Below are 12,717 nucleotides of genomic sequence, written 5' to 3'. Positions count from 1 at the left end.
TTGATGGTGCCGCAACGCGGCAACTTCCTAACCATTTTCATTCTCTGTGGTGCAGCACTGATTTTGTGCTGCTTGGATGGCTAACGGGTCAGTTTAGTTTAGTTAGACAAGGATGTTAAAGGTTATTGTTTGAATTAAACAATAGTAATGAAAATTTCCGAAAATATTTTACTCTCCAATTGGAAATCGAAAAGAAATAATCCTTTTTGGTAGTAAATATAAAAGGAACTCCCAAAATAGTGGAACTTCCTCCATAATGCTTAGTCTTATAAAGACTAATGGTAATAAAAGGGTATTAGGTTAAAACCAGGAAGCACCTACTATAATTAATAACATGAACAATACGACAATGAGAACGAATGTTGAACGGTCGCCGTAACCATATCCTCAATAGCCGTTACCACCATAACCATATCCACAGTAACCAAGCATGTAAAATCCCCCTTTTTTATAAATTAATAATATCTTCGACCAACAAAGGAAGAACCTACGATAATAAGTGGAATAAACAGTACAACAATTATTGCGAAACTTCCGCTCCATGGAGGGCTAACGGGATAGTTTTGTCCCGATTACAAAAACTAACTGAATGAAAACGATAATATATAAAGGAGATTAAATATGCTGAAAAAGATACGGAAAATCCTTCAAGTACTCCTATTTGTATTTTTCGGCGCATGTTTTGTTTTGCTTCCTTGGAGTAATATTGACAGAACAGCAGCCGAAAAAAGGATGGTATTTGACCAGGAGCCCATCCAATACCCGATTCGTCAAAGTAATATTACTATGTATACGGACGGGAAACAGTTAGACAATCAATTATTCTCAGATATAAGGAAAGCAAAACATTACGTGTATATCAACTTTTTCTCTATTGCTGATGATAAAGTAAGTCATCAATTTCTAGATTTATTGAGACAAAAAAGCCAGGAAGGTATAGAAGTATATTATGCAGTGGACAGGCTGGGTGGAATTTTACTAAAGAAGAGGGAAAGAGAATTATTGGTTAAAGCAGGAGTGCATTTTACGTATTACAATAAGCCTGCTTTACCTTATCTTTTTGCTTCTTTGGATCGTCGGAATCATCGCCGTATTTCAATTATTGATGGAAGGATTGGGTACATTGGCGGATTTAACATCGGCAAGAAGTATTTAGGAGAAAAAGTAAAACTCGGTCACTGGAGAGATTATCACCTTCAAATAGGAGGAGAAGGAGTTCAAGATCTAGAACATCAATTTGTGTTAGACTGGAAGAAAAACACAGAGCAACAGATTCCTATACACAGCGCGACAAAGGAAAAGGGAGCAACCTCGCATCGATTTACTGCATATTATAGCGGAGAGAAACTTGGGCAAGATTATGCAATGCTGTTTCATCAAGCAAAAGAGTCCATCATTATAGTAACACCTTATTTTATACTAAATGACAGAACTATTTGGAACTCATTAGTGGATGCAAGAAAAAGAGGGGTTCGTGTTAAAATTCTGTTCTCACCTCATTCGGATGCACTGTTAGTTAAAGAGGCAGCGTATCCATATATTCGAAAAGCATTAAAACAGGGAATAGAAGTATACGGTTATAAAAAGGGAGTGATACACGGTAAAGTATTCTTGATTGATAAAAACGTATTGATGGTAGGGACCGTAAATTTTGATTCGCGCTCGTTTCATTTAAATGAAGAAATGAACTGCTATATCCATGACCCTGTCTTTATTTCTAAGATAAAGCCAGTCATCAATGAAGACATCCAAAATTCAAAGCGAGTAACATCATCTGACGTCAATCAATTATCTATAAAAGAAAAACTGAAAGAAAAGTTTGCAAAAATGATTGAGTATTATTTGTAAAAACTAAGTATTTTTATTTTAAGGAGTAGTAGACTGCATTTTATTAGAATAAATTAAATTACTGATACTAAAATAGAATGCTATTGAGAGGGAACATTGTTTCCTTCTCTTTTTTATTTAGGCTATGTAAAGGGGTGCTCATTTTTACTTCCATTTAAGAACGATATTTTCTTACATATTCTGTGTTGAAATTGAGCTTCATTGATGGCGAACGGGTGCTTATGTTGAATAGGGGATTGCGGCGGCGATCCCCTAGAGTGGCAGTTTAGTTGAACAAGGAGTAGTGATAAAATAATAGAAAATCACATTTTTTTAATAAGGAATGTTGCTAATGAATAAAAAAGAGTTTGAAGCAGTAATCAAACAACCACCAAATATTAGATACGAGTATTTCATAAAAAAGGTTGTAGATTCTGAAGAGGTTTGGGGTTTGTATAATAATAATTGGGCAACAGCACAAGATGAGGAAGGTAAAATGCAAATTCCCTTTTATCCTAAAAAAGAATTTGCAGAATTCTTTGCTAAAAATGAATGGATAGGATGCAAGGCTAAACCGATTGACTTGAATTATTTTATTGCTAAATGGCTTACTGGAATGAAAAAAGATGGATTAAAACCATCAATATTTCCGACTGAGGATGATACAGCAGTTGTAAATATTGATTTACTTCTTAATGATTTAGAAGCTGAACTTGAAAATTATTGAATTAAAGGGTGCGATTGCTGAATAATGGTAATCGCCTTTTCTTATTGAACAAACGGTGCAGGTTAGTGCAAGAAGGATAAAAATAGATGGAAGTAGAACATTTATATAGGTGATTAAAAATGATATTAAAACATTTTCTTTTATATTCGGAAACCGACGAAGGCATTGCAGTAGTGGAAAAAAGTTTTACTTTTCAATCAAGATGTATTACCTCCCTTTACGAGAAGTGCTTTTCAAAATTCCACACAGAAAATATTAAGCAAATCAATATCTTCTGTGTAAAAGAATCTCTAAGGACCACTTTAGCAATTGTTGATGGGTTTTGTGATGTGGAAATTCTATATGATGTAAGTGAATTTATTAAACTAAAAGACCAAGAGAAAAAAGAAGTAATTTTGGATAAATTGAAGCAAGGTATAGAAAAAGTTGTTAAACTGAATAACTGGGAAAGCACTCCATTCGATGTTGCTTATAACTGTGTGAAAGAAGCAAATTTTAAAAATGAATATGTCTGGAAGAAACCAAAAAGTAGCCCGAATCGCAACTTTAAAGCTGAAGTTTTTATAAACCACGGTCTTTATGTAAGTGACATATATTTGATAGTCAAGGATAAGAACGGACAAGAAATAGCAAAAAAACTGGTTGCATCCACTAAACCAGATGAGATAATATTCAGCCACTATCTTGGGGAATTAAAGTGGTTATCAAATTATGAGGTTGCTATATTTAATAGACCAAATTCAAAATATGTTTCCGTTCATTTAAAAGAGGTCTTCTTCAACTAAAGGGTGCGATTGTTCAATTAGAGCAATCGCTTCTTGTGCTAACGGGCAGCATTCCTGTAATGAAGAAATATGAGGTTTGAACATAAAAAAGCCCCTTGGTATTATATGAGTGTCCAAAGCTTGCAGGCAAAAAGGACAACAATCACAAATACCAGGAGGCTATTTAAATGAATTATAACCAAAATGAAAAGATTGCTCAAATTACTTCTCAAACATTAATTATAGGTATTGATATTGCTAAATACAAGCATGTGGCAAGAGCCCAAGACTTTAGAGGTTTAGAGTTTTCGGCACTCTTTTACTTCGAAAAAACTGGAATCTAACATAGATAAACTTCTTGATCAAATTCCAGGTGTTGAACAAATGTTGGCTATTAAGGGAATAGGGAAAGACACGGTTGCAGGCTTTTTTTCCGAGGTAGGAGACCTAAGTTACTATTCCCACCCAAGGCAGATTATCAACTAGCTGGGCTTAGTCTTAAGGAGAATACTTCTGGAAAGCACAAAGGTCAAACAAAAATATGGCAGAATTACAGGTAGCAGTTTAATTTATTTTTTTTAATTGAAATTATTTAGTAGGTTGATTGTTTTAAACATTTGAAGCACGGATTAGTCAGTAAAACAACTAAACTACGGGCAAGGACCCTGTCGGGCAGCATGACTGACATCTACCTCATGGAAAGGTTGGACGAAGGAATTTTGGAGCGAAGACTCTGTGAGATATGGGAGGGTTGACCTCCATGAGAAATGTGGATATCCACCGGTGCAACCATACTTTAACTAGTTATCCACTTTTGGATAAGTGGGGTTTGGCAGCTATCAGTCGCTTTTTCACTTTGTTCCCAAAATTATCCTTGAATACACCATTATTCCAATACTCAAATGAATATTAAAACAAACTACCACGTAATTTGGAGAAAATGAGAGAAATCGAGAGATTTTCCTTTCTATATAGAGGGAGGTTAATTGAAGAAGGAATGGCAAATAAAAAAGAAAACTCGCCAATGAGTTTTGCTTTTTTATTTGATAATATTAAGTCAAAACAATTGTCATTTTGATTTATAATTTCGAAAAATACCTACACAATGGTATCACTTATTTTCAAGGATAGTTATTCAATTGTATTTTTCATTGCATTGTACATATTTTCTACGTGTTTATCGACTTCATCTCGTGACATACGTAAGCGATCATCTGAAGTACCATATCCAATTTCCTTTTTACCCTCTTCAAATCCCTTGAAAATCCCATCTGCGAAAGCATCTAATGGTTCTCCGTGAGTATGCAACCCTGCTCCACCTAAATCTGTATTCACTGCCGGAGGAGCAACTTCAATTACTTCTACAGATGTTTCAGAAAGTTGGTGTCTTAGACTCATTGTAAATGAATGTAGTGCCGCTTTCGTTGCTGAATAAATCGGAGCAATGGCAAACGGTGTAAAGGCTAATCCAGATGTCACATTAATGATAGCCGCATCTTCTTTTGTAGCAAAAAATGGAGCGAACAGCATAGAAAGATGAAAAGGTGCTTCAATATTGGTGGTTATTTCTTTGTTGAAATAATTCCAATTGTTCTTCGCATCTGCTTTTAAAACATTAAAGCGTTGTTGAATGCCTGCGTTGTTAACTAACACATTCACCTCTGCATAGTTCTCTGTTACCCAATCAAACAATGCTATACGCTCGGATTCACTATCCAAATTACTTACGCGAGTAATAAGGCTAGGGAGTTTTTCCTTCGCAACTTGAAGTACATTTTCACGTCGTCCACATACAATGACTTTATTTCCAGCATTTATAAAGCGTTCTGCAAAAGCTAATCCTATTCCAGCACTTCCGCCTGTAATAAGTATTGTATTTCCTGAAAGTTTCATTACATTTCCTCTTTTCTAATTATTTCCTTCACTTAATAAAAATTTTATACCTCTTCTGGAATCGCATTAAACTAACTCTTATCTTTCCTTAGTGCGTTGTGTATAACGAGTAATTTTTTCGTCAATTCCCTTTAAGGATTCTGTCATCAACGAAATTTCATCTAGTACTGCTTGCTTGTGATTCTTCATCATTTCAAGTCGGAGTTCAATGGTAGTGTCTCCTTCTACTACCCAATCAATATATTGTTTAATGCCAGTTATCGTCATATGCGTGTTTTTTAAACATATAACGGTTTCAAGTAGCTTAATTTGGTCTTCTGAAAATAACCGTCTACCAGCTTCATCACGTTCGATTAGTGGTAGTAGTCCTTTTTTTTCATAAAATCGTAACGTTGATTCTGGAATATTGAATTTGGCTGAAGCTTCGCTTATTGAACAATATTTCATCTGGAGACCTCCGAATTTTATGTTTCCTCGTCTACAGGAATATGATACGACTTAAACCGTGGTTTAAGTCAACAAAAAAATAAAAAAATAATTTAGTTTGTAACAGTTAATGAATCCAGCGTACACAAAGATTTCTTAAAAGGAACATCAAAAGAAAATTAAATATCATTGAATAGTTCGGTGTGAACCACAACAGTTAAATCGTAAAATTCCACACTAGGCAACAAAGATTGTGAAAAGGTGTACTTAAACTAATGGGTGCTTATCTACAATAAAGAAATATAATTAAACTTCCACAATTGGCGCATTTCCCTGAATAAGGATAAGCGTCCATTTTACATATAAGGCATCGTCAAAAGTAATTTACGTTATTTTAATGAGCAAATCGATAAATAAACCGAAGTCTTAACTTCGTTCTAAAGTTGTAGGGAACTTCATTCCATTTATCGATTCCTGAATCTATATTAATCTTTACAATAGAGAGGAAGAAGAAAGAAGTCTACATCAAGTTTGATAGATCGGTTTTGATTAGATATTACTTAGGAAAGGAGGTGTAACCTATGAAACTAAATCATATCAATCTTACGGTTACTAACGTTAACGCTGCCCGAGAGTTCTTGGAGAAATATTTCGAGCTGCAAACCAAGAGCATACATGGCGATTCATTTGCTGTAATGACTGACGAAAACGGATTATTGCTCGCCTTGATGAAAGATACCAAGGTCAACTACCCCAAGTCTTTTCATATTGGCTTCGTACAAGATAGTAAAGAACGAGTGAACGAGATTAATCATCGATTAAAGGATGATGGATTCGATGTGAAACCGCCCAAAATGGCTCACCGCTGGACATTCTATGTTAAAGCCCCAGGCGGGTTTATTGTAGAAGTTCTCAGTTGAAAAAGGCACACCTAATACATCAGAAGATGGGGTTAAAATCAATAAAGCAATGAGGCAAAAAAATATTTCTGAAAAAAGTATTAAGCAACGCATAAAGTAAGAACAAATAAATGAGAAGTTTTTTAAATACTTCACAATCGGGCGCACTTCTAAAGTAATAGGGCGTCTTTTTTATATTGGACCATTTATTTGAGTAGGCTTATGACTTAGGTAAGGGATGGGAGTAGTTAGTGTGGCTGAAATTTTCTTAATAATTGAACTGGGCAGGTTAGAATCGATATTCTAATTGAGTTAAGGAAGTAATTTGAATTTGTAATGTATATAATATAGATTACATTTATTAAGCAAACCTGCGTAATTTTTTGTAAAAGTAAACTTGGATTCAGGAACTGTTGAGATAAGATATTACGGTCCACTCTCATCCCCGACTTATATTGGATTCTTCCTTATTAAGAAAGAATGCAAAATCTAAATTTTGTGGTGTCCTTTGCGGCGAGCCTCAGAATTTAGTGAGGCTCGTTTTTTAAATAGCGTAATTTTTTTAATAGAAAATTTTTGATAATCTACGAAACTGTAACAATATCAAGCCTTGGCTTTTAGTAATAAACGGTATTTCCAATTCCACCGGTTACCGAAATGACATCTCCAGTTATCGAAGCGCCTAAAGGTGATGCTAGGAAGGTAACGACATAAGCAATTTCCTCAGGTGTAATCAAGCGGCCGAGGGCATTCATCGATGCTGCCTGGCGAATAGCTTCCTCATTAGTGACCCTGCCTCTAAACGTTTCCGTATCGACAATCCCTGGATAAACAGCATTGACAGTAATTCCGTGCTTTCCTAATTCTAATGAGGCGGATTTTGTCATATGGACAACAGATGCATTACGAGGACCTGAACTAAAATAATTGCCTCCAATTCTAGCTGCCAGACCACTTATATTGATAATACGTCCCCAATTATTATTGATCATATAAGGAGCAACAGCCCGGACGCAACGAAAATAGCCCATATACTTTTCTTCAAAATCTTTCAAGATTAGTTCATCTTTAATGCTGTTAAAATCCTCTGGCTCATGGCCGCCAACGCGGGCCCCACTGTTGATTAAAATATCAATGCTTCCCATTTCTGCTGCAGTTTTTTCAACTAAATTTAGGATAGAGTCAGGATCATTGGTATCCGCCACAATTGGATAAATATTTCTGTTGGTTTCGTTGGCTAATTCTTCTGCTGCACTCTTTAGTGAAGATTCGTTTCTTGAACAAATCGTACAATCTACACCTTCTAAAGCCAACTGACGGGCAATAGCCTTGCCAATCCCCCTGCTTCCTCCAACGATAAGTGCTTTTTTTCCAGATAATTTTAAGTCCATAGTTCAACCTCCTGGTTCGAATTAACTTGTAATAGCCTTAACTCGAAAGCTATTTATTAGAATATTTTAATCATTTCTATTTTGATTCTACCTACAAATGATACTTATATAAAATTAAAAATTTTAACTTGTAATTAAGTTTTACTAATATCATGGTATGGGTTGTTAATTTCCATGGATAAGGTTGTCGTATTTCTCGCTTATTAGTAATATTTATTTGCAAGTTAAAAATTTTAACTTTTTTTAACTGAAAATTATGAATATAATTAACGTAATAACTATTATCACTATTATACCAGTCAGAAAGTTATTAAAAGCGATTTCCATCGAAATAAAGGGGGGGAACAAAGTTAAAGTTGCAATAGAAAACGAAGGAGGATTCTCGGTGCCGTCTATTTTAAAGGAAAAAATTCAAGGACCAGTAGCTTGGAAAGGTATTGATTTAGTTAAAGATGATTCATGGATTTATTATTTGTCAGAGAAAACTATTGAGATTCTTGAAAGCGCTTTATTATATGTAAAACAAAAAGGGTTAAAGGCACCTTATTTTAACAAGGACGACTTTCCAATTCCGGATCTTTCTGAAGAAATAGCCTATTTTATAGGCGAGCTGGAAAATGGAAGAGGTTTCCTATTAATTCGTGGCTTACCAATTGAAAAGTATACAGATGAAGATGCAAGCATCATTTACTGGGGTCTCGGAGTCCACCTTGGCATCCCGGTAACGCAAAACGCAAAAGGTGATCTATTAGGACATGTTGTTGACCAAGGTCTCGACCTTAATGATTCAAATGTACGCGGTTACCAAACGAATGCCCATCTTCCCTTTCACCCAGATGGATCTGACGTAGTCGGATTATTAAGTCTTCGAAAAGCTAAATCTGGGGGTTACAGTAGTATCGTAAGTGCCATGGCGGTATACAATGAAATTCTGGATCAGTACCCAGAGTATCTTGGAATTCTCTATCTTCCATATTTCTTGGATCGTCGTGGTGAGGAAACACCAGGTGAATCTCCTGTTTATTCATCGCCAGTCTTTAGTTATTACGAAGGTAAATTGAGCTGCAGATATAACCGCGGATATGTTGAATCGGCACAAGCGAAAACAGGTAGATATTTGTCAAAAGTTGAAATTGAAGCATATGACTTAATGGATTCCCTCCTACATGATGAAAACATGCATATTGATATGATGATGGAACCGGGTGATATGCAATTTGTTAATAATTATACTGTTCTTCATTCACGTACTGTATACGAAGACTATGAGGAACCCGAACGCAAACGTCATTTATTAAGATTGTGGCTCACGATGTCAAATGGGCGAGGAATTGCGCCCGACTTCGCGATGTTTATTGATGAGAAAACAGGTAAAGCGGGTCGCGGCGGTATTCCCGTACGTGAACAAACAGCTGGTGGTATTGCAGAAAAAATGAGGTAATGGATTTAATAAATATAAAGAGTTTAGGAGAGTTTAAACACGGAAGATTTACCTTTATAAACTATTAAGAACACCAATTGATTCATGTGAACGGGCGTGCCTTTATGGTTTCACGAAAAGGTTTTCCCAAAATAGTAGAAAATAAGGGGAGATTTTTAATTTGAAAACACCAAAATATTCTTGGATCATATTATTAATTCTTGTAGCTTCAGGTATGATCAACCAAGTTGATAAAGTTATCATTGGTTTGGTATCTGTTCCTCTAATGAAAGAGTTACATTTAAGTCCTTCACAATGGGGAATTGTCGGAAGTTCGTTCTTTTGGTTCTTTACCTTTTCCTCTTTCATTATAGGGGGGATGGCCGATTCAAGAAATACGAAAAAAATGTTTACTTGGATCTCGTTTGTATGGTTGGCTGTTCAATTTACCACACCTTTTGTTTCCAGTCTGTCTCTGCTAGTAATATCAAGGATGGTCTTAGGAGCAGGAGAAGGTCCTGCCGTTGCTATATCAACTTCATTAATAGGAAAATGGTTCCCTAAACATAGACATGGTATAGGCTTTGGCGCTGTTCTCTTTGGAGCAACAATCGGACCTGCGATTGCTTCGCCATTATTACTCTCCTTGATCAATCAATATGGATGGAGATCTGCTTTTTTAGCAATGGGGATTGTTGGACTAATGGTGCTAGTTTTATGGTTGATTTTTGGAAAAGAAAGTCCAAAGGAAATCGGTTCGTACGCTTTTGAGCAAGAAGATAAGCACTCATCAATTTCTTCTAAGGTTTCATGGCGTCAGTTTCTTCCGCATCTTTTTTCTAAAAATTTTATTTTTACCGTTTTGTGTGCAGGTTGTGCCTATTGGTTATTGTCCGTTCAAGCGGTATGGTTTCCTGCATATTTTACCAAAATTCAACATTTTGATGGAAAAATGTTAAAACTTGCAGTGTCTTTACCTTTTCTTTTCGCTGCCATTTGCCAAATTGTATTTGCCTTATTATCGGATCGGCTTTATCGCAAAACAGGAGATATTCGTAAAGCACGAATAAATGTTGCAGGAGTTACGATGGTGCTATCCGCTATTTGTTTATTCCTTGCAAATGCCTTTAACTCAAGTGCTATTTCCATTCTATTCTTCATCCTTGCTCCGGGTTTAGCGATTGTTATTCTTTCACTCGCACCCGCAATGTTAATGGAATTCTTTTCTCCCAAAAACATTGGAAAGGCTCAAGGGGCCTATGTGGCTCTATCAAGTTCAACAAGCATTATAGCTCCACTCATATTCGGGTATCTTATCCAGTATGCAGGAACTGAGGCAATTGGATATAGTTATGGCTTCCAAGTAACCTCTTTGGTTATGTTCGTTATGGGAATATTGTTTTGGGCTATTGTTCGTCCCGCGAAGCAAAGTCAAACAACGATAAAAGCTGAGGAACAAGTTATTGTATAAAAATCATGAATAGGTGAATCAAGGAGGGAAATAAACTATGTGTAAAAATGAAAAGGCCGTTTCTGAGATGGATTGTTGTGTAGATTGTCATGAAGAATTAGCTATTATGGAGCGAAATCGCAGTAAGTGCTGGAATTGTCAGGATAAGATGTCCGAGACTTACGCTGATGATCATATTGAAGTGGATGAATTAAATTAGTTAGAATCGTAACATGATTTGAATTGTAAAAGGGCCTCCTTATTACGGAGGTCCTCATTTATTTTTAAGATTCTAGTTTTTTTATATATAAACATTACTTACTTGAAGATTAAAAAGTTTAATTATATTTAATTAATACTTATGAGTATAATTGTTATCATAATAAAAATATTCTAATAATTAAGATAATAATGCAGGGAGTGAAAATATTGGCAGTTCAAGGAAAGTTAAATACAACATTTTTTGAAGCGATTCAAGATATTCAAGATGGTGCAACCATCATTGTTGGTGGGTTTGGTTTGTCGGGTATTCCCGAGAATTTAATTCTGGCATTGCGGGAAAAGGGAACAAAAGACTTAACGATTGTTAGTAATAATTGTGGGGTGGATGACTGGGGACTGGGTTTACTGCTTGCCAATAAGCAGATTAAGAAAATGGTGGCAAGCTATGTGGGCGAGAACAAGATCTTTGAAAAGCAATTTTTAAGTGGAGAATTGGAAGTAGAGCTTGTTCCCCAGGGGACACTGGCGGAAAGAATTCGGGCAGGAGGAGCTGGCATCCCTGGATTCTATACGCCCACTGGCGTGGGTACACCGATTGCAGAGGGCAAAGAACAGCGATTTTTTAATGGCAGAGCACATATTCTTGAAGAAGGAATTGTTGGGGATTTTGCCTTCGTCAAGTCATGGAAAGGGGACACATTAGGAAATCTTGTTTACCGGAAGACAGCGCGGAATTTTAATCCACTTGCAGCAACGGCAGGCAGGATAACGATTGCCGAAGTGGAGCAAATGGTTGAAGTGGGTGGACTTGATCCCGATGAGATTCATACACCTGGGATCTATGTCCAAAGGATATTGGAAGGAAAAAATTATGTGAAAAGAATTGAACGCCGTACCGTCATACCTAATTAATTACCTTTAAAGAGTAACTTACCGCAAAAATTACAATGCAATTTTTCAGGAGGATTAACAGTATGGATACTAGGACAAAAATCATTAAGCGTGCGGTTCAAGAGATTCAAACTGGGATGAACGTGAATCTAGGAATTGGAATTCCTACTTTACTTGCAAACGAAATCCCTAAAGAAGTTCATGTATTATTGCAATCCGAAAATGGATTGCTTGGCATTGGACCTTATCCAGTTGAAGGGATGGAAGATCCTGATCTTATTAACGCAGGGAAAGAAACGGTTACAGCTGTAATTGGTGGATCTTTCTTTGACAGTGCTGAGTCCTTTGCCATGATACGTGGGGGACACATTGATCTGGCCATCCTGGGAGGCATGGAGGTTTCCGAACAAGGTGACTTAGCAAATTGGATGATCCCGGGAAAAATGATCAAAGGGATGGGAGGGGCGATGGATCTTGTCCATGGTGCCAAAAGAATTGTGGTCATAATGGAGCACACCAATAAGTACAATGAATCCAAGATCAAAAAAAGCTGTTCCCTTCCATTGACAGGTCAAAAAGTTGTCAATCGACTGATTACGGACTTGGCTGTGTTTGATTTTACTCCCGAGGGAATGATTCTTGTAGAAACTCAAGACGGTGTTTCACTTGATGAAGTGATAGAGAAGACGGAGGCTTCCTTTACGATCAGCGCCAATTTGACATGTGGTAAAGGGGATCGCCAAAAGGCTCCTATAACAAGGTAAAAGAGGTAACACTGCAAATTCCAGTTAAGGTAGAGATAGATTT

12 protein-coding genes and 4 pseudogenes are annotated in these 12,717 nt (G+C 36.4%); 11 read left to right on the top strand and 5 right to left on the bottom strand.

Going from position 1 to position 12,717, the window contains the following annotated elements:
• Positions 1 to 300: 300 nt before the first annotated feature.
• Positions 301 to 387 (bottom strand): annotated as a pseudogene (locus J7E66_RS21545) (YjcZ family sporulation protein); the annotation flags it as partial.
• A 68-nt stretch (positions 388 to 455) separates the two neighbouring features.
• Positions 456 to 533: pseudogene (locus J7E66_RS21540) on the bottom strand (YjcZ family sporulation protein); the annotation flags it as partial.
• Positions 534 to 621: 88 nt separating this feature from the next.
• On the opposite strand from J7E66_RS21540, the gene J7E66_RS21535 reads away from it, so the two are divergent.
• The 5 genes and pseudogenes from J7E66_RS21535 to J7E66_RS31970 all read left to right on the top strand — a co-directional run.
• Complete coding sequence (locus J7E66_RS21535; RefSeq protein WP_215003585.1) at positions 622 to 1,848, top strand: phospholipase D-like domain-containing protein; 1,227 nt, start codon at positions 622 to 624, stop codon at positions 1,846 to 1,848.
• Positions 1,849 to 2,179: 331 nt separating this feature from the next.
• Positions 2,180 to 2,554 (top strand): DUF2750 domain-containing protein, encoded by a 375-nt coding sequence (locus J7E66_RS21530; protein ID WP_215003582.1) that lies wholly within the window; start codon positions 2,180 to 2,182, stop codon positions 2,552 to 2,554.
• 119 nt (positions 2,555 to 2,673) lie between these two features.
• Positions 2,674 to 3,339, top strand: coding sequence for a hypothetical protein (locus J7E66_RS21525; RefSeq protein WP_215003580.1), 666 nt, complete (start codon positions 2,674 to 2,676; stop codon positions 3,337 to 3,339).
• A 167-nt stretch (positions 3,340 to 3,506) separates the two neighbouring features.
• Positions 3,507 to 3,647: pseudogene (locus J7E66_RS21520) on the top strand (IS110 family transposase); the annotation flags it as partial.
• Between the two features lie 10 nt (positions 3,648 to 3,657).
• Positions 3,658 to 3,875 (top strand): annotated as a pseudogene (locus J7E66_RS31970) (transposase); the annotation flags it as partial.
• Positions 3,876 to 4,449: 574 nt separating this feature from the next.
• Here J7E66_RS31970 and J7E66_RS21515 read toward each other — a convergent pair.
• A complete protein-coding gene (locus tag J7E66_RS21515; protein ID WP_215003576.1) occupies positions 4,450 to 5,211 on the bottom strand; it encodes an SDR family oxidoreductase in 762 nt (253 codons plus the stop codon).
• 78 nt (positions 5,212 to 5,289) lie between these two features.
• On the bottom strand, positions 5,290 to 5,658 hold the full coding sequence (locus J7E66_RS21510) for a MerR family transcriptional regulator (RefSeq protein WP_215003574.1): 369 nt from the start codon (positions 5,656 to 5,658) through the stop codon (positions 5,290 to 5,292).
• Between the two features lie 560 nt (positions 5,659 to 6,218).
• On the opposite strand from J7E66_RS21510, the gene J7E66_RS21505 reads away from it, so the two are divergent.
• Positions 6,219 to 6,557 (top strand): VOC family protein, encoded by a 339-nt coding sequence (locus J7E66_RS21505; RefSeq protein WP_215003572.1) that lies wholly within the window; start codon positions 6,219 to 6,221, stop codon positions 6,555 to 6,557.
• A 596-nt stretch (positions 6,558 to 7,153) separates the two neighbouring features.
• On the opposite strand, the gene J7E66_RS21500 is transcribed toward J7E66_RS21505, so the two are convergent.
• Positions 7,154 to 7,927, bottom strand: coding sequence for an SDR family NAD(P)-dependent oxidoreductase (locus J7E66_RS21500; protein ID WP_215003570.1), 774 nt, complete (start codon positions 7,925 to 7,927; stop codon positions 7,154 to 7,156).
• A gap of 385 nt (positions 7,928 to 8,312) precedes the next feature.
• Between J7E66_RS21500 and J7E66_RS21495 the strand changes: the two genes are divergently transcribed.
• The 5 genes from J7E66_RS21495 (at position 8,313) to J7E66_RS21475 (ending at position 12,674) form a co-directional block, all read left to right on the top strand.
• Positions 8,313 to 9,368, top strand: a complete 1,056-nt coding sequence (locus tag J7E66_RS21495) for a TauD/TfdA family dioxygenase (RefSeq protein ID WP_215003568.1) — start codon at positions 8,313 to 8,315, stop codon at positions 9,366 to 9,368.
• 160 nt (positions 9,369 to 9,528) lie between these two features.
• Positions 9,529 to 10,818 carry an MFS transporter gene (locus tag J7E66_RS21490; protein WP_215003567.1) on the top strand — a complete coding sequence of 430 codons (1,290 nt, stop codon included), beginning with the start codon at positions 9,529 to 9,531 and terminating at the stop codon, positions 10,816 to 10,818.
• A 37-nt stretch (positions 10,819 to 10,855) separates the two neighbouring features.
• Entirely contained in the window at positions 10,856 to 11,017 is a 162-nt protein-coding gene (locus tag J7E66_RS21485; RefSeq protein WP_215003565.1) for a hypothetical protein, read from the top strand.
• 209 nt (positions 11,018 to 11,226) lie between these two features.
• Positions 11,227 to 11,931: a CoA transferase subunit A gene (locus tag J7E66_RS21480; RefSeq protein ID WP_374103872.1), complete on the top strand. Its 705-nt coding sequence runs from the start codon at positions 11,227 to 11,229 to the stop codon at positions 11,929 to 11,931.
• 62 nt (positions 11,932 to 11,993) lie between these two features.
• The gene (locus J7E66_RS21475; RefSeq protein ID WP_215003561.1) at positions 11,994 to 12,674 is read left to right on the top strand and encodes a 3-oxoacid CoA-transferase subunit B; all 681 of its coding nucleotides are present in this window, start codon (positions 11,994 to 11,996) and stop codon (positions 12,672 to 12,674) included.
• Positions 12,675 to 12,717: the final 43 nt, after the last annotated feature.

This window comes from Bacillus sp. ISL-7, from assembly GCF_018613065.1.
This window is presented reverse-complemented; position numbering and strand designations above follow the sequence as displayed.

Excerpts from the sequence above, each read along its gene's own strand:
- J7E66_RS21535 (WP_215003585.1), top strand. The coding sequence starts at position 622 with ATGCTGAAAAAGATACGGAAAATCCTTCAAGTACTCCTATTTGTATTT.
- J7E66_RS21530 (WP_215003582.1), top strand. The coding sequence starts at position 2,180 with ATGAATAAAAAAGAGTTTGAAGCAGTAATCAAACAACCACCAAATATT.
- J7E66_RS21525 (WP_215003580.1), top strand. The coding sequence starts at position 2,674 with ATGATATTAAAACATTTTCTTTTATATTCGGAAACCGACGAAGGCATT.
- J7E66_RS21515 (WP_215003576.1), bottom strand. The coding sequence starts at position 5,211 with ATGAAACTTTCAGGAAATACAATACTTATTACAGGCGGAAGTGCTGGA.
- J7E66_RS21510 (WP_215003574.1), bottom strand. The coding sequence starts at position 5,658 with ATGAAATATTGTTCAATAAGCGAAGCTTCAGCCAAATTCAATATTCCA.
- J7E66_RS21505 (WP_215003572.1), top strand. The coding sequence starts at position 6,219 with ATGAAACTAAATCATATCAATCTTACGGTTACTAACGTTAACGCTGCC.
- J7E66_RS21500 (WP_215003570.1), bottom strand. The coding sequence starts at position 7,927 with ATGGACTTAAAATTATCTGGAAAAAAAGCACTTATCGTTGGAGGAAGC.
- J7E66_RS21485 (WP_215003565.1), top strand. The coding sequence starts at position 10,856 with ATGTGTAAAAATGAAAAGGCCGTTTCTGAGATGGATTGTTGTGTAGAT.
- J7E66_RS21475 (WP_215003561.1), top strand. The coding sequence starts at position 11,994 with ATGGATACTAGGACAAAAATCATTAAGCGTGCGGTTCAAGAGATTCAA.